The organism is Hydrogenophaga sp. 2FB, assembly GCF_005503365.1.
In the GTDB taxonomy this organism is placed as follows: Bacteria; Pseudomonadota; Gammaproteobacteria; order Burkholderiales; family Burkholderiaceae_C; genus Hydrogenophaga.
Window position 1 is genome coordinate 110,668 of sequence record NZ_SCML01000009.1, and the last position, 15,623, is coordinate 126,290.

Consider the following 15,623-nt stretch of genomic DNA (forward strand, 5'->3'; position numbering starts at 1 on the left):
CCTTGAAAACCCGTTCGTCCGCCTGGCCACTGGCACTGTTGTTTGCCGGGTTGGTGGTTTACGCCAGCCTGTACCCCTTCAGCGGGTGGCGGGTGCAGGGCGTTTCGCCGCTGGCTTTTTTGCAGGCGCCACTGCCGCAGTACTGGACGGGCTTTGATGTGGCGTCCAATCTGCTCGGTTATGCCCCACTGGGTTTCCTGCTGAGTCTGGCGATGCTGCGCTCAGACCTGGGGCGATGGTCGTGGTGGCTGGCGTTTGCCTTGCCCACGCTGTTGTCCTTGGCGGTGGAAACCCTGCAGAACTACTTGCCGATGCGCGTGCCATCCAACGTCGACTTTGCGCTCAACGGCGCTGGTGCGGCGGCGGGGGTGGTCTGCGCCTGGGTGATGGAGCGCATTGGCATCTTGCGGCGCTGGAGCCAGTTCCGCGCCAACTGGTTTGAGCCGACCGCCCATGGAAGCCTCGTGCTGTTGGCCTTGTGGCCGTTCGCTCTGCTGTATCCGGTCTCGGTGCCGTTCGGATTGGGGCAGGTGCTGGATCGGCTGGAGTCGGGCCTGGTCGCCTTGTTGGAAGACACGCCGTTCCTCACCTGGTTGCCTTTGCGGTTGGAAACGCCCGATCCACTGAGTCCGCTGGCCGAGGCCTTTTGCGTGGCGCTGTGCCTGTTGTCCCCGCTGCTCATGGGTTATGCCGAGATGCGTTCGGTCGTTCGCCGCAGCGCTTTCATGCTCGCATTGTTTCTCTGTGCATTTGTGGCCGCCGGCCTGTCGGCCGCGCTCACCTACGGCCCGACCCATGCCTGGGCCTGGATCACGCCACAGGCTGCTCTGGGGATGGGCGTCGCGTTGTTGGCCGGCCTGGGCATGCTGGGCCTGCCGCGTCGACTGTGCACGGTGGTGATGCTGTTGGCTTTGGCGGTGTCGCTCACGCTGTTGAATCAGGCGCCCGACAGCCCGTATTTCGTGCAATCGCTGGAAGTGTGGGAGCAGGGGCGGTTCATTCGTTTTCACGGCTTGTCCCAGTGGCTCGGATGGCTGTGGCCATTCGCTGCGCTGGTCTTCGGTTTGCGCGCGGTGGCTCGCTCGTCGAGCCCCGCCACTAAAATTCCGCCATGAGTGAAAACAAGTCCTACTACGAGCGGCACATCTTCTTTTGCTTGAATCAGCGGGACGGAGGCGAGGCGTCCTGCGCCCAGCATCGGGCGCAGGACGCGTTTGACCGCTGCAAGTCGCAGGCCAAAGCGCTGGGCTTGACGGGGGTGGGCAAGGTGCGGGTGAACAAGGCCGGGTGCCTGGACCGCTGCGCGGGCGGCCCGATCGCCGTGGTCTACCCGGAAGCTGTCTGGTACAGCTATGTGGACGAGCAGGACATCGATGAAATCGTGCAATCACATTTGCGCGACGGTGTCGTCGTGCAGCGACTTTTGACGCCGGCGGACGTGGGGCGCTGAGCGGCGCCCATGAACGCGCAGACCGAATTTCTCAGCGTGGCGGGCCCTGTGGGCTCACTGGAAGTCGCGATCGACCGCCCTTCTGGCGAGGTCCACGGCACGGCAGTGATCGCCCACCCCCATCCCTTGCACGGTGGCACGTTCACCAACAAAGTGGTCCAGACGCTGGCGCGAGCCTGCGTGCAGAGCGGTTGGGTTGCTGTGCGTTTCAATTTCCGTGGTGTGGGTCAGAGCGAGGGTGTGTATGACGAAGGTCGGGGCGAGCTGGATGACCTGCTTGCGGTGACGGCCGCCCAGGCGCCCTCGGGCCCGCTGTGCCTCTGCGGTTTTTCGTTTGGCGCATTTGTCACCAGCCACGCTGTTGCCCGGCTGCATGCGGCGCGCAGCATCGATCGCGTCGTGCTGGTGGGCACCGCAGCCAGCCGGTTTGATGTGGCACCCATCCCCGCGGAACTCCATGGCCGTAGCTTGGTCATTCACGGCGAGCAGGATGACACGGTCCCTCTATCGGCGGTCATGGACTGGGCGCGCCCCCAGTCGCTGCCCGTGTTGGTGGTGCCTGGCGGGGGGCATTTTTTCCATGGACAGCTACCGTTGTTGCGGGATCTGGCATTGCGTCACCTGCAAGCCTGACTGCGCGCAAGCGCTCCGTTTTTTAATTGAAGGACTTGATTCTGTTGCGTCGATTTTTCTCTCGGATGGTGTTGTCATGGGGCGTTGCCCTGGGTGTGGCGTTGCCCGCTCTGGCTCAGATGCCGGTGGCCCCAGAAGTGGCTGCGCGAGCCTATCTCCTGCTTGATGTCACGTCGGGTCAGGTCCTCGCGTCCAAGAACCCGGACCAGGCCGTCGAGCCCGCTTCGTTGACCAAGCTCATGTCCGCCTACCTGGTCTTCGATGCGCTCAAGTCCGGCAAGATAAGTCTCACGCAGACCTTCGGTGTCAGCGAGCGCGCCTGGAAAATGCCCGGATCTCGCATGTTCATCGACCCCAAGATGCAGGTGCCGGTTGAAGACCTGATCAAGGGAATGATCGTGCAGTCGGGCAACGACGCGACAGTGGCCTTGGCCGAAGGCGTCGCAGGCTCGGTCGAGCGGTTCGTGCAACTCATGAACGAACAGGCCAAAGCCCTGGGCATGGCAGCCACGAGCTATCGCAACGTCGAGGGCTTGACTGAAGCTGGACACACAACCACGGCGCGCGACCTGGCCACGCTGGCCACGCGACTGATGGTGGACTTCCCTCAGTACGTGCCGTACTACTCCATCCAGCGTTACCGCTACCCTGGCACGCCAGCGGCCAACGACACCAATCGCAACCTGTTGCTGTTCCGTGACCCCAGCGTGGACGGCTTGAAAACCGGTCACACCAGCGCCGCGGGCTACTGCCTGGTCGCCACGGCGCGCCGCCAGGTACCCGGATTGGGCGAGGGCGCACAAGGCCAGCGGCGCCTGGTCAGCGTGCTGCTGGGTGCATCCAGCGAAAACGCAAGGGCGGCCGAAAGTCAAAAGCTCCTCAACTGGGGTTACACGGCGTTCGATGCGGTAAGGCTCATCCCCGTGGGGCAGCCGGTGGCCACCCCCCGAATCTGGAAGGGCAAGGCCGAGCAGGTGCGCCTGGGCCGCGCCGAGGGCGTTGTGGTGTCGGTCCCGGCGGGTGAGGGTGCCAAACTCAAGTCCGAGGTGACCCGTCCTGAGCCACTGGTCGCCCCGCTGTTGCGCGGCCAATCCGTGGGCACATTGCGTGTGACCCTGGCCAATGGCGCGCCAGTCGCCGAAATCCCCCTCACCGTGCTGGAAACGGTTGAGGAAAGCGGCATCTTGGGCCGTGCTTGGGACGCCATCCGCCTCTGGATTCAGTGATTCCTGCCTCGCCTGCATGGCGGCGGCCGGGTTCGCGATTGTCCTGAGTTCGGCCGCGTGCTACAGTAGAGGGCTTTTCGGAATCTTCCGAGGAGTTTTCGTTTTCGCTTTTTTCAAACGTTTAGGGACGTTTTAATGCCAACCATCAATCAACTCGTGCGCCACGGCCGGGAGGTCGAAAAGACCAAGTCCAAGAGCCCGGCCATGGAAAACTCTCCGCAGCGTCGCGGTGTGTGCACCCGTGTGTACACCACGACTCCCAAGAAGCCCAACTCCGCTCTGCGTAAAGTCGCCAAGGTGCGCCTGACCAACGGTTTTGAGGTCATTTCCTACATCGGCGGTGAAGGCCACAACCTCCAGGAACACAGCGTCGTGCTGGTCCGCGGTGGTCGTGTCAAGGACTTGCCCGGTGTGCGTTACCACATCGTGCGCGGTTCGCTCGACTTGCAAGGCGTGAAAGACCGCAAGCAGTCGCGCTCCAAGTACGGTGCCAAGCGCCCCAAGAAGGCCTGATCGTTCGAAATTTCCGGTGTTTGTGCCGCCTGGCAGGTGGTTCAAGCGCAGTGGCCCACAACACGGAATTGTCCGTGCGGGTCGAGTAAGTGAGAGCTTTGCATGGCTCTCGCGGCCCCTGAAAAGGTGCCAACTGAAGCAATATGAGGTGAAAAAATGCCACGTCGTCGCGAAGTCCCTAAACGTGAAATCCTGCCGGATCCCAAGTTCGGCAATGTCGAGCTCTCCAAGTTCATGAACGTGATCATGGAAGGCGGCAAGAAAGCAGTCGCTGAGCGCATCATTTATGGCGCGCTCGAGCAGATCGAGAAGAAGAGCGGCAAAGATCCGGTCGAAATCTTCTCGGTCGCGATCAACAACGTCAAGCCCATGGTGGAAGTGAAGTCCCGCCGCGTGGGCGGTGCCAACTACCAGGTGCCGGTTGAAGTCCGTCCCGTGCGTCGTCTGGCCCTGTCCATGCGCTGGATCAAGGAAGCTGCCCGCAAGCGCAGCGAGAAGTCCATGGCCTTGCGCCTGGCCAATGAGTTGATCGAGGCCACCGAAGGCCGAGGCGGCGCCATGAAGCGGCGTGATGAAGTGCACCGCATGGCCGAAGCCAACAAGGCGTTCAGCCACTTCCGCTTCTGATCCCGGCCACCGCTCGATAGAGCATCCAGAACCGAGAGCCCGCATTCCCTTCCAGGGTGGCGGGCTCGATCCCTTTTCGGAGTATTTCCATGTCCCGCACCACGCCCCTTGAGCGTTATCGCAACATCGGTATTTCCGCGCACATCGATGCCGGCAAGACCACCACCACCGAACGCATCCTGTTCTACACCGGTGTGAACCACAAGATCGGCGAAGTTCACGATGGCGCTGCCACCATGGACTGGATGGAGCAGGAGCAGGAGCGTGGTATCACGATCACGTCTGCCGCCACCACCTGCTTCTGGAAGGGCATGGACCTGTCCTACCCCGAGCACCGCTTCAACATCATCGACACCCCCGGCCACGTGGACTTCACCATCGAGGTGGAACGTTCCATGCGCGTGCTGGACGGCGCCTGCATGGTGTATTGCGCCGTGGGTGGTGTGCAGCCGCAGTCGGAAACCGTCTGGCGTCAGGCCAACAAGTACAAGGTGCCGCGTCTGGCCTTCGTGAACAAGATGGACCGCACCGGCGCCAACTTCTTCAAGGTCTATGACCAGATGAAGCTGCGCCTGAAGGCCAACCCGGTGGCGATCGTGATCCCTATCGGCGCCGAAGACAACTTCAAGGGCGTGGTCGACCTCATCAAGATGAAGGCGATCATCTGGGACGAAGCATCCCAGGGCATGAAGTTCGAGTTTCAGGAGATCCCGGCCGAACTGCAGGCGCAAGCCAAGGAATGGCGCGAGAAGATGCTCGAGGCCGCCGCTGAGTCCAGCGAAGAGCTGATGAACAAGTACCTTGAAGAAGGCGACCTGACGGAAGCTGAGATCAAGCAAGGCATCCGTGCGCGCACGCTGGCCACCGAAATCCAGCCGATGCTGTGCGGCACCGCCTTCAAGAACAAGGGCGTGCAGCGCATGCTCGACGCCGTGATCGACTTCCTGCCTTCGCCGGTGGACATTCCACCGGTCGGCGGCACCGATGACAACGAAGCGCCTACCTCGCGCAGGGCTGCCGACGACGAGAAGCTGTCCGCTCTGGCGTTCAAGCTGATGACCGACCCGTACGTGGGGCAGCTCACGTTCGTGCGCGTGTACTCCGGCGTGCTCAAGAAGGGCGACTCGGTTTACAACCCTGTCAAGGGGAAAAAAGAACGCATCGGCCGTATCGTGCAGATGCACGCCAACAACCGTCTGGAAGTGGAAGAAATCCGCGCCGGCGACATCGCAGCCTGCGTGGGCCTGAAGGACGTCACGACGGGTGAAACCCTGTGCGATCCGGACGCCATCATCATGCTTGAGCGCATGGTCTTCCCCGAGCCTGTGATTGCGCAGGCCGTGGAACCCAAGACCAAGGTCGACCAGGAAAAGATGGGCATTGCACTGCAGCGCCTGGCCTCTGAAGATCCTTCGTTCCGTGTCAAAACCGACGAAGAGTCCGGCCAGACCATCATTTCCGGCATGGGCGAGCTGCACCTGGAAATCATCGTCGACCGCATGAAGCGCGAATTCGGTGTGGAGGCCAACGTGGGCAAACCCCAGGTGGCTTACCGCGAAACGATCCGCAAAACGGTGGAGGATGCCGAAGGCAAGTTCGTGCGCCAGTCTGGCGGCAAGGGCCAGTACGGCCACGTCGTGTTCAAGGTTGAGCCCAATGAGGCCGGTAAGGGCTTCGAATTCGTCGACGCCATCAAGGGCGGTGTGGTGCCGCGCGAGTACATCCCGGCGGTGGAAAAGGGCGTGATCGAAGCTCTCAACGCTGGCGTGCTGGCTGGCTTCCCTGTGGTGGACGTCAAGGTCACGCTGCACTTCGGCTCGTACCACGACGTGGACTCGTCGGAAATGGCGTTCAAGATGGCTGCCATCTTCGGCTTCAAGGAAGGTTGCAAGAAGGCCAGCCCGGTCATCCTGGAGCCCATGATGGCCGTGGAAGTGGAAACGCCTGAAGATTACGCCGGCAACGTGATGGGCGATTTGTCCAGCCGCCGCGGCATGGTGCAGGGCATGGAAGACATGGTCGGTGGCGGCAAGGCCATCAAGGCAGAAGTGCCCCTGTCCGAAATGTTCGGCTACTCGACCACGTTGCGCTCGATGTCGCAAGGTCGTGCCACGTACACGATGGAGTTCAAGCACTACTCCGAAGCGCCGCGCAACGTGGCCGAAGCCATCGTGGCTGCACGCGCCAAGTAAATAAGCCGGTCTGCGACCACGCGCCGCCCTGTCCCCGTGCGGGGCGATCCAGCAGTGTGGTGCAGACCTTAAACCGTGACACGGGTTTGTTCTTTAGGAATTGAAAAATGGCAAAAGAGAAATTTGAGCGGACCAAGCCGCACGTGAACGTGGGCACGATTGGTCACGTTGACCATGGCAAGACGACGCTGACGGCGGCGATCACGACGGTGCTGGCGGCCAAGTTCGGCGGTGCAGCCAAGGCCTACGACCAGATCGATGCGGCGCCCGAAGAAAAGGCCCGCGGCATCACCATCAACACCGCGCACGTGGAATACGAAACGGCCAACCGCCACTACGCCCACGTGGACTGCCCTGGTCACGCCGACTACGTCAAGAACATGATCACCGGTGCCGCCCAGATGGACGGCGCCATTCTGGTGTGCTCGGCCGCTGACGGCCCCATGCCCCAGACCCGTGAGCACATCCTGCTGGCCCGTCAGGTCGGCGTGCCTTACATCATCGTGTTCCTGAACAAGTGCGACATGGTCGACGACGCCGAGCTGCTTGAGCTTGTCGAAATGGAAGTGCGCGAACTCCTGGACAAGTACGACTTCCCGGGCGACGCCACCCCCATCATCCACGGCTCGGCCAAGCTCGCCCTCGAAGGCGACAAGGGCAAGCTGGGTGAAGAAGCCATCATGAAGCTGGCCGACGCGCTGGACACCTACATCCCCACGCCCGAGCGCGCGGTGGACGGTGCCTTCCTGATGCCTGTGGAAGACGTGTTCTCCATCTCGGGTCGCGGCACCGTGGTGACCGGCCGTATCGAGCGCGGTATTGTCAAGGTTGGTGAGGAAATCGAAATTGTCGGTATCTCCACCACCCAGAAGACCACCTGCACGGGCGTGGAAATGTTCCGCAAGCTGCTGGACCAGGGCCAGGCTGGCGACAACGTCGGTATCCTGCTGCGCGGCACCAAGCGCGAAGACGTGCAGCGCGGCCAGGTGCTGTGCAAGCCCGGCTCGATCAAGCCGCACACGCACTTCACCGGTGAGGTGTACGTGCTGTCCAAGGACGAAGGTGGCCGTCACACGCCGTTCTTCAACAACTACCGTCCGCAGTTCTACTTCCGCACGACCGACGTGACCGGCTCGATCGAGCTGCCCGAAGGCAAGGAAATGGTGATGCCGGGTGACAACGTGTCGATCACGGTCAAGCTGATCGCCCCGATCGCCATGGAAGAAGGCCTGCGCTTTGCCATCCGCGAAGGCGGTCGCACCGTCGGCGCCGGCGTCGTTGCAAAAATCATCGCGTAAGGAGCGGGCATGTCCACCAAGCAAAAAATCCGCATCCGCCTCAAGGCCTTCGACTACAAGTTGATTGACAGTTCGGCCGCCGAGATCGTTGACACCGCCAAGCGCACCGGCGCGATCGTCAAGGGCCCCGTGCCCCTGCCGACCCGCATGAAGCGCTTCGACATCCTGCGCTCCCCGCACGTCAACAAGACCAGCCGCGACCAGCTCGAGATCCGCACGCACCAGCGTCTGATGGACATCGTGGACCCGACCGACAAGACGGTTGACGCCTTGATGAAGCTCGACCTGCCGGCAGGCGTGGACGTCGAAATCAAGCTGCAGTAACCCTCAGCTTGAGCGCGGCCGGCTAATTCCCCAGCTGCGCTTGCAGAGAAGAGGCCCGCCGGGTATACTGGCGGGCTTTCCGACTTCTGGTCGGAGATTTCGTGGTGCCGTGGACTTCAGTCTTCGGCCCTTAGCGCGGAACCTCGGTTCCGCACCATCAGCCCCGGCCAATTGAAGTCGGGAACGGAGAAAACAATGAGTCTTAGCAACTCCCTCGGGTTGTTGGGTCGCAAGGTGGGCATGATGCGTCTGTTCACCGATGATGGGGACGCAGTGCCTGTCACGGTGGTCGATGTGTCTAACAACCGTGTGACACAGGTCAAAACCCTGGCCCATGACGGCTACGATGCGCTGCAGGTCACCTTTGGTGCCCGCCGTGCCTCCCGCGTGACCAAGCCCGAAGCGGGCCACCTGGCGAAGGCCGGTGTTGAAGCGGGTGAAATCATCCAGGAATTCCGCGTCGCCTCCGACGTCGCTGCCCAGTACCAGCCCGGTGCCGTGGTGGCCCCCAACGCGATCTTCGCGGCGGGTCAGAAGGTGGACGTGCAAGGTACTTCAATCGGTAAAGGCTTCGCCGGCACCATCAAGCGCCACAACTTCAGCTCGCAGCGCGCGTCGCACGGCAACAGCCGTTCGCACAACGTGCCGGGCTCCATCTCCATGGCCCAGGATCCGGGTCGCGTGTTCCCCGGTAAGAAGATGACCGGGCACATGGGCGATGTGACCAAGACCATTCAGAACCTCGACATCGTGCGTGTGGACGAAACCCGTCAGCTGCTCATGATTCGTGGTGCCGTTCCTGGCTCCAACGGCGGTTTCGTGACCGTGCGTCCCGCCATCAAGGCCAAATCCGGCAAGGGAGCAAACTGATGCAAGTTGAACTCCTGAACGACCAAGGCCAGGCCTCGTCCAACGTGGATGTGCCTGAGACCGTGTTTGGTCGCGACTACAACGAAGCCCTGATCCACCAACTCGTGGTGGCTTACCAGGCAAATGCCCGTCAAGGTACGCGTGCGCAAAAAGACCGTCAGATGGTCAAGCACTCGACCAAGAAGCCGTTCAAGCAAAAAGGCACCGGTCGCGCTCGCGCCGGTATGACGTCTTCCCCGCTGTGGCGCGGAGGCGGTCGCATTTTCCCGAACAGCCCCGACGAGAATTTCACCCAGAAGCTCAACAAGAAGATGTACCGCGCCGGTATGGCGTCGATCTTCTCGCAACTGGTGCGTGAAGGCCGTCTGGCCGTGGTCGACTCCATGAAGGTGGATTCGCCCAAGACCAAGCAGCTGGCCGACAAGTTCAAGGCCATGAACCTGCAATCGGTTCTGGTGATCGCCGAGGAAGTCGACGAGAACCTGTACCTGGCTTCGCGCAACCTGCCCAACGTGCTGGTGGTCGAGCCGCGTTACGCCGATCCGCTGTCGCTGGTGCATTACAAGAAGGTCATCGTCACCAAGGCGGCGATCGACCAGCTCAAGGAGATGTTCGCATGAGCGTCACAAAATACGACGAAGGTCGCCTGATGCAGGTCCTCGTGGCACCGATCGTGTCCGAGAAGGCCACCCAGGTCGCCGAGCAAACCAACGCCGTGATGTTCAAGGTGTTGCGCGATGCCTCCAAGCCCGAGATCAAGGCCGCCGTTGAACTGATGTTCAAGGTGCAGGTCAAGGGCGTTTCCGTGCTCAACCAGAAGGGCAAGTCCAAGCGCTTTGGCAAGACCGTTGGTCGTCGCGACCACGTCCGCAAGGCCTACGTGACGCTGATGCCGGGTCAAGAGCTGAACTTCGGCGGGGAGGGCGTTTAATCATGGCAGTCATCAAGATGAAACCGACTTCACCAGGCCGTCGCGGCATGGTGAAGGTCACGCGTGACCAGTTGCACAAGGGTGCGGGTTTTGCGCCGCTGCTGGAACCTCAGTTCCAGAAGGCTGGCCGCAACAACAACGGTCACATCACCACCCGTCACAAGGGCGGTGGTCACAAGCACCACTACCGCGTGGTCGATTTCCGCCGTGACAAGGACGGTATTCCTGCCAAGGTCGAGCGGATCGAGTACGACCCGAACCGCACGGCACACATCGCACTGATGTGCTACGCCGATGGCGAGCGCCGCTACATCATCGCCCCCCGTGGCGTTGAAGTGGGCGCGACCCTGCTGTCTGGTTCGGAGTCGCCGATTCGCGTGGGCAACACCCTGCCAATCCGCAACATCCCGGTCGGTTCGACCATCCACTGCATCGAGCTGCAGGTCGGCAAGGGCGCGCAAATCGCCCGTTCCGCTGGCGCCTCGGCCGTGCTGCTGGCCCGTGAAGGCATCTACGCCCAGGTGCGCATGCGCTCTGGCGAAGTGCGCAAGGTCCATGTGGATTGCCGCGCCACCATCGGCGAAGTGTCCAACCAGGAACACAGCCTGCGCCAACTCGGCAAGGCCGGTGTGAAGCGCCACATGGGCATCCGCCCGACCGTTCGCGGTACCGCGATGAACCCGATCGACCACCCGCACGGTGGTGGTGAAGGCAAGACCGGCGAAGGCCGCGCTCCGGTGGATCCGTGGGGCAACCTGACCAAGGGCTATCGCACCCGCAACAACCGCCGCACGCAGTCGATGATCGTCTCGCGTCGCAAGAAGTAAAGGGTTGACAACATGACTCGCTCACTCAAAAAAGGTCCATTTGTCGACCACCACTTGATGGCCAAGGTTGAAAAAGCCCAAGCCACCAAGGACAAAAAGCCCGTCAAGACCTGGTCGCGCCGCTCGATGGTTCTGCCCGATTTCATCGGCTTGACCATCGCCGTGCACAACGGCAAGCAGCACGTGCCCGTGTACATCACCGATCAGATGGTGGGACACAAGCTCGGCGAGTTTTCGCTGACGCGCACGTTCAAGGGCCACCCGGCCGACAAAAAAGCGAAGAAGTAAGGACTAACCATGGAAACCCGTTCAATCGTTCGAGGCGTTCGCCTCTCGGTCGACAAAGGCCGACTGGTTGCTGACCTGATTCGTGGCAAGAAGGTCGACCAGGCCCTCAACATCCTGGCGTTCACGCAGAAGAAGGCCGCTGGCATCGTCAAGAAAGCTCTTGAGTCCGCCATCGCCAACGCTGAACACAACGATGGCGCCGACATCGACGAACTGAAGGTCAAGACCATCTACGTCGAACAAGGCACCACGCTCAAGCGTTTCTCGGCCCGCGCCAAAGGCCGTGGCAACCGCATCAGCAAACCCACGTGTCACATCTACGTGACGGTTGGCAACTGAAGAGGTCACAGGAATATGGGACAAAAAATCAACCCCACCGGGTTCCGCCTCGCAGTTTCCCGCAACTGGGCCAGCCGCTGGTACGCCAGCAACCGTGACTTCGCCGGCATGCTCGCCGAAGACGTCAAGGTGCGCGAGTACCTCAAGGGCAAGCTGAAGAACGCCGCCGTTTCGCGCGTCGTTATCGAGCGTCCTGCCAAGAACGCCCGCATCACCATTTACTCGGCACGTCCGGGCGTGGTGATCGGCAAGAAGGGCGAAGACATCGAGAAGCTGAAGAAGGAACTGGCTGCCAAGTTGGGCGTGCCGGTTGCGGTCAACATCGAAGAAGTGCGCAAGCCCGAAATCGATGCCAAGCTGATCGCCGACAGCATCACGCAGCAGCTCGAGAAGCGCATCATGTTCCGCCGCGCCATGAAGCGTGCGATGCAGAACGCAATGCGTCTTGGCGCACAAGGCATCAAGATCATGTCGTCGGGTCGTCTCAACGGTATTGAAATCGCTCGTTGCGAGTGGTACCGCGAAGGCCGCGTGCCGCTTCACACCCTGCGCGCCGACATCGACTACGGCACGTCCGAAGCCAAGACCACTTACGGCATCATCGGTGTCAAGGTCTGGGTCTACAAGGGCGACACCCTGGGCCGCAACGATGCGCCCGTGGTCGCTGAGCCGCGTGTGGAAGAAGAGCGTCGTCCGCGTGGTCCGCGCCGCGAGCGTCCGGCAGGTCCTCCTGCCCGCGCTGCGGTTCGCCGCCCTGGCGCCAATGCCGCTCCGGCCGATGGCAGCGACAAGCCTGCCGAAGCCACCGCTGGCACCGAAACCAAACCCGCCGTTAAGCGCGTTCGCAAAGACGCCGCGCCCGCATCTGCAGCTGCGGACGGCAAAGGAGAATAACTATGTTGCAACCTGCTCGCCGCAAGTTCCGTAAAGAACAAAAAGGCCGCAATACCGGCGTTGCCACCAGTGGCGCCACCGTCGCGTTCGGCGACTTCGGCCTGAAGTCGACCGACCGCGGTCGTCTGACGGCTCGCCAGATCGAGGCCGCACGCCGTGCGATCTCCCGTCACGTGAAGCGTGGCGGCCGCATCTGGATTCGCGTGTTCCCGGACAAGCCGATCTCCAACAAGCCCGCCGAAGTCCGTATGGGCAACGGCAAGGGCTCGGTGGAGTACTACGTGGCCGAAATTCAGCCCGGCAAAGTGCTCTACGAGATCGTGGGTGTGCCAGAACAACTGGCGCGTGAGGCGTTCACGCTGGCCGCCGCCAAACTTCCGCTGCGCACCACGTTCGTGACGCGCATGCTGGGTCAGTGATTCAGGAGAACACAAGATGAAAACTACTGAACTGCGCCAAAAGGATGTGGCCGGCCTCGAAGCCGAAGTGAAGTCGCTGCAAAAGGCCCACTTCGGCCTGCGCATGCAAAAAGCCACGCAACAACTGAACAACAACGCCACGCTGGGTGACACCCGCCGTGCGATCGCTCGTGCCAAGACCATCCTGGCCGAGAAGCAGCGTGCCGCAGCCGCGGCCAAATAAGGAGTGACCATGACGGAAGCTAAAACATCCCTCAAGCGCACCTTGGTTGGCAAGGTGGTCAGCGACAAGCGCGCCAAGACCGTGACGGTCCTGGTGGAGCGCCGTGTGAAGCACGAGCTGTACGACAAGATCGTGGCGAAGTCGAGCAAGTACCACGCGCACGACGAAAATGGCGAGTACAAGACGGGCGACGTGATTGAGATCACCGAAAGCCGTCCGCTGTCCAAGACCAAGAACTGGGTCGCCACGCGCCTGGTGCAAAAGGCCGCGCTGGTCTGAGCCTCATTGCGCCGTTCGCGGCGCGAATTCGAAAAGCGACCGACAATTCGGTCGCTTTTTCTTTTTCAGGGGTCCGATACAAAGGGCCTTTCAGCCACGGCCTGCAGGCCACACAACTAGGAGCACAGCATGATCAAAGTGGGTGACAAGATTCCGGCGGCCACGCTGATGGAATACAGCGAAGTCGAGGGCAATGGTTGCAGCATCGGCCCGAATCCGGTGGACGTGCAGAAGGTGTCCGCAGGCAAGACGATTGCGGTGTTCGCGCTGCCGGGTGCGTTCACGCCGACCTGTTCCGCCAAGCACGTGCCGGGTTATGTGCAACACGCTGCCGACCTCAAGGCGGCGGGTGTGGATGAGATCTGGTGCCTGAGCGTGAACGACGCCTTCGTGATGGGGGCCTGGGCACGCGACCAGAAGACGGGCGACAAGGTGCGCATGCTGGCCGATGGCAGCGCCGATTTCGCCAAGGCGACGGGTTTGACGCTGGATCTGACGGGCCGCGGCATGGGTTTGCGGAGCAACCGGTATTCGATGCTGATCAAGGACGGTGTGGTCAAGTCCTTGAACGTGGAAGCCCCAGGCAAGTTTGAGGTGAGCGACGCAGGTACCTTGTTGGGTCAGGCCAAAGCCGGCGTCTGATTCCCCAAGGAGTGAAAAAGCCGCCGGTGGCAACACCTGGCGGCTTTTTGTCGGGCGCCATGCGGCAGGCATTGTGGGATCAGAGATCGACCTTGAGGTAGTGAGCCCCGGGAATCGGGTTGTGGTAGTACGGCGCGACCTCGACGAAACCCATCTCCTGGTACAGCGCGCGCGCGGTTTCCATGTCGCTCAGGGTGTCGAGCAGCATGGTCGTGTAGCCGCCGAGTTGGCCGTCCGTCAGGATGCGCTCCACCAGCAGCCGGCCCAGGCCGAAGCCGCGGAAGGCGGGGCGCACGAACAGGCGCTTCATCTCGCAGGCGTTGAGGTGGTCGGTGTTGTAGAGCGGGCGCATCGCGCAGCAACCGGCGGGCTCACCGTCCACATAGGCCAGCAGCAGCGCGCCAGCGGGTGCGGCGTAGGCGCCAGGGAGTTCGGCCAGTTCGGCTTCGAAGCCCTGGAAGCACAGGTCGATGTCCAGGCCGGCCTGGTAGTCCAGGAACAGCTGGCGCACGGTCTGTACGTCGTCGGGAAACTGGGCCGGTCTCAGCGAGATCACGGCGGCTCCGGTGTCGTTCATGGTGGCGAGAGAGCGGGCATGCAGCCCAGGCAGTGGCGTGGCTGTCACTATACGACAGCCGCGTCGACATGCATTCAGAATGCGTTGCCCAGGCTCACGACCCAGCCGACCGCTGCTGCGCACAGGCCCAACAGCACCAGCGCCAGCAGGCGCGTGACGGCGGTGTCGCGCGCGCTCGGGACCTGCACGGGCACCTGCTTGTCCCCGACGACCATGGGCCGCACCAGGCCTTGCTTCTTGCCCCACTTGTAATAAGCGACGGCCAGCAAATGCAGGCCCACGAGCGCGAACACGATGAACTTGCCAACGTTCTTGTGGTACCAGGTGGCGAGGGACACGGTCTCACCGGAGACGAAGCGCACCAGTGGCCCAAAGAAGGCGATTTCGTCGTCGCTCATGAGGCCTGTGCCGACTTGTGCCAACAGGATCAGCAACAGCGCGAACACCGAGAGCGCCCCCAACGGGCTGTGACCGACCTGGTGCTCGGGTCGGGCCCGTCCCCTGAGATGGGCCCACAGCGACGAGGGAGCGTAGGTGAAGTTGGCGAAGCGCGACCAATGGCCGCCGATGAAACCCCAGATCAGGCGGAACAGCAGCAGGGTCAAGACGGCATAGCCCAGGCGCAGATGCCAGTTCATCCAGTTGCCGCCAACGCTGCCGGTGACGATCAGACCGATGACGCAGGCGGCAAGCAGCCAATGGAACAGACGGGTGGGCAGGTCCCAGACGCGGATGGTGTGCATGGTGATTGAACGTGGGGGAGGGGATGGGTGACGCAGGAATGGAGAAGGTATACCGGAAAACAGTTCCATGGAACTTTGGCGGCACACCTACACTCTTGTGCGGGTGGCCCCAAGGGCTGCGCCGTCTCGCCCCACAACCTCCTCAGGAGCTTTCATGAAAATAATCGCCCCACTCGCATTGGCCCTTGCTTTCGGCAGCCTGTCGGCGCCCGCTTTCGTTTAGGTTTGTTCGACACCTGCCCGCGAGCCTCACACACCACGATGCGCCAGGATGAAGGGCGGGTGTTGAACAAGCCTCGAGGGAGGAAACCGCGGCGAACGCGACGGT

22 protein-coding genes are annotated in these 15,623 nt (G+C 62.0%); 20 read left to right on the top strand and 2 right to left on the bottom strand.

The genetic code is table 11. From position 1 onward, the window contains the following. The first annotated feature begins 2 nt into the window (after window positions 1–2). The 20 genes from FFS09_RS07850 to FFS09_RS07945 all read left to right on the top strand — a co-directional run bounded on the left by FFS09_RS07850 (window position 3) and on the right by FFS09_RS07945 (window position 13,975). Window positions 3–1,115: a VanZ family protein gene (locus FFS09_RS07850; protein WP_137918316.1), complete on the top strand. Its 1,113-nt coding sequence runs from the start codon at window positions 3–5 to the stop codon at window positions 1,113–1,115. Further along, window positions 1,112–1,450, top strand: a complete 339-nt coding sequence (locus FFS09_RS07855) for a (2Fe-2S) ferredoxin domain-containing protein (RefSeq protein WP_137918317.1) — start codon at window positions 1,112–1,114, stop codon at window positions 1,448–1,450. Before FFS09_RS07850 ends, FFS09_RS07855 begins: the two co-directional genes overlap by 4 nt. A gap of 9 nt (window positions 1,451–1,459) precedes the next feature. After that, the gene (locus FFS09_RS07860; RefSeq protein WP_137918318.1) at window positions 1,460–2,083 is read left to right on the top strand and encodes an alpha/beta hydrolase; all 624 of its coding nucleotides are present in this window, start codon (window positions 1,460–1,462) and stop codon (window positions 2,081–2,083) included. Window positions 2,084–2,148: 65 nt separating this feature from the next. After that, window positions 2,149–3,309 (top strand): D-alanyl-D-alanine carboxypeptidase family protein, encoded by a 1,161-nt coding sequence (locus FFS09_RS07865; protein ID WP_137918319.1) that lies wholly within the window; start codon window positions 2,149–2,151, stop codon window positions 3,307–3,309. Between the two features lie 135 nt (window positions 3,310–3,444). Then, entirely contained in the window at window positions 3,445–3,822 is a 378-nt protein-coding gene (gene rpsL, locus FFS09_RS07870) for a 30S ribosomal protein S12 (RefSeq protein ID WP_068169701.1), read from the top strand. Between the two features lie 156 nt (window positions 3,823–3,978). Beyond that, the gene (gene rpsG, locus FFS09_RS07875; RefSeq protein WP_137918320.1) at window positions 3,979–4,449 is read left to right on the top strand and encodes a 30S ribosomal protein S7; all 471 of its coding nucleotides are present in this window, start codon (window positions 3,979–3,981) and stop codon (window positions 4,447–4,449) included. A gap of 89 nt (window positions 4,450–4,538) precedes the next feature. Next, window positions 4,539–6,641 carry an elongation factor G gene (fusA, locus tag FFS09_RS07880; RefSeq protein ID WP_137918321.1) on the top strand — a complete coding sequence of 701 codons (2,103 nt, stop codon included), beginning with the start codon at window positions 4,539–4,541 and terminating at the stop codon, window positions 6,639–6,641. A 107-nt stretch (window positions 6,642–6,748) separates the two neighbouring features. Continuing rightward, the gene (gene tuf / locus FFS09_RS07885; protein WP_137918322.1) at window positions 6,749–7,939 is read left to right on the top strand and encodes an elongation factor Tu; all 1,191 of its coding nucleotides are present in this window, start codon (window positions 6,749–6,751) and stop codon (window positions 7,937–7,939) included. Window positions 7,940–7,948: 9 nt separating this feature from the next. Then, complete coding sequence (rpsJ, locus tag FFS09_RS07890) at window positions 7,949–8,263, top strand: 30S ribosomal protein S10 (protein WP_056266806.1); 315 nt, start codon at window positions 7,949–7,951, stop codon at window positions 8,261–8,263. A gap of 195 nt (window positions 8,264–8,458) precedes the next feature. Further along, the gene (rplC, locus tag FFS09_RS07895; protein WP_137918338.1) at window positions 8,459–9,133 is read left to right on the top strand and encodes a 50S ribosomal protein L3; all 675 of its coding nucleotides are present in this window, start codon (window positions 8,459–8,461) and stop codon (window positions 9,131–9,133) included. Continuing rightward, entirely contained in the window at window positions 9,133–9,753 is a 621-nt protein-coding gene (rplD, locus tag FFS09_RS07900; protein WP_066272345.1) for a 50S ribosomal protein L4, read from the top strand. Before rplC ends, rplD begins: the two co-directional genes overlap by 1 nt. After that, window positions 9,750–10,064 (top strand): 50S ribosomal protein L23, encoded by a 315-nt coding sequence (gene rplW / locus FFS09_RS07905; protein ID WP_068174618.1) that lies wholly within the window; start codon window positions 9,750–9,752, stop codon window positions 10,062–10,064. Before rplD ends, rplW begins: the two co-directional genes overlap by 4 nt. A gap of 2 nt (window positions 10,065–10,066) precedes the next feature. After that, window positions 10,067–10,891: a 50S ribosomal protein L2 gene (gene rplB, locus FFS09_RS07910; protein WP_137918323.1), complete on the top strand. Its 825-nt coding sequence runs from the start codon at window positions 10,067–10,069 to the stop codon at window positions 10,889–10,891. A 12-nt stretch (window positions 10,892–10,903) separates the two neighbouring features. Next, a complete protein-coding gene (gene rpsS, locus FFS09_RS07915) occupies window positions 10,904–11,179 on the top strand; it encodes a 30S ribosomal protein S19 (protein WP_137918324.1) in 276 nt (91 codons plus the stop codon). A 9-nt stretch (window positions 11,180–11,188) separates the two neighbouring features. Then, window positions 11,189–11,518, top strand: a complete 330-nt coding sequence (gene rplV, locus FFS09_RS07920) for a 50S ribosomal protein L22 (protein WP_137918325.1) — start codon at window positions 11,189–11,191, stop codon at window positions 11,516–11,518. A gap of 15 nt (window positions 11,519–11,533) precedes the next feature. After that, a complete protein-coding gene (rpsC, locus tag FFS09_RS07925; protein WP_137918326.1) occupies window positions 11,534–12,412 on the top strand; it encodes a 30S ribosomal protein S3 in 879 nt (292 codons plus the stop codon). A 2-nt stretch (window positions 12,413–12,414) separates the two neighbouring features. Then, complete coding sequence (gene rplP, locus FFS09_RS07930; protein ID WP_066272355.1) at window positions 12,415–12,831, top strand: 50S ribosomal protein L16; 417 nt, start codon at window positions 12,415–12,417, stop codon at window positions 12,829–12,831. A gap of 16 nt (window positions 12,832–12,847) precedes the next feature. After that, window positions 12,848–13,054 carry a 50S ribosomal protein L29 gene (gene rpmC, locus FFS09_RS07935; protein ID WP_137918327.1) on the top strand — a complete coding sequence of 69 codons (207 nt, stop codon included), beginning with the start codon at window positions 12,848–12,850 and terminating at the stop codon, window positions 13,052–13,054. Between the two features lie 9 nt (window positions 13,055–13,063). Further along, on the top strand, window positions 13,064–13,333 hold the full coding sequence (rpsQ, locus tag FFS09_RS07940; protein ID WP_068174632.1) for a 30S ribosomal protein S17: 270 nt from the start codon (window positions 13,064–13,066) through the stop codon (window positions 13,331–13,333). A 129-nt stretch (window positions 13,334–13,462) separates the two neighbouring features. Beyond that, a complete protein-coding gene (locus tag FFS09_RS07945) occupies window positions 13,463–13,975 on the top strand; it encodes a peroxiredoxin (RefSeq protein ID WP_137918328.1) in 513 nt (170 codons plus the stop codon). 79 nt (window positions 13,976–14,054) lie between these two features. Here the strand turns inward: FFS09_RS07945 and FFS09_RS07950 are convergent, their stop codons facing one another. Together FFS09_RS07950 and FFS09_RS07955 are read right to left on the bottom strand one after the other, a co-directional pair. Then, window positions 14,055–14,552 (bottom strand): GNAT family N-acetyltransferase, encoded by a 498-nt coding sequence (locus FFS09_RS07950; protein WP_137918329.1) that lies wholly within the window; start codon window positions 14,550–14,552, stop codon window positions 14,055–14,057. 74 nt (window positions 14,553–14,626) lie between these two features. Further along, a complete protein-coding gene (locus FFS09_RS07955) occupies window positions 14,627–15,295 on the bottom strand; it encodes a cytochrome b/b6 domain-containing protein (RefSeq protein ID WP_137918330.1) in 669 nt (222 codons plus the stop codon). Between the last annotated feature and the right edge of the window lie 328 nt (window positions 15,296–15,623).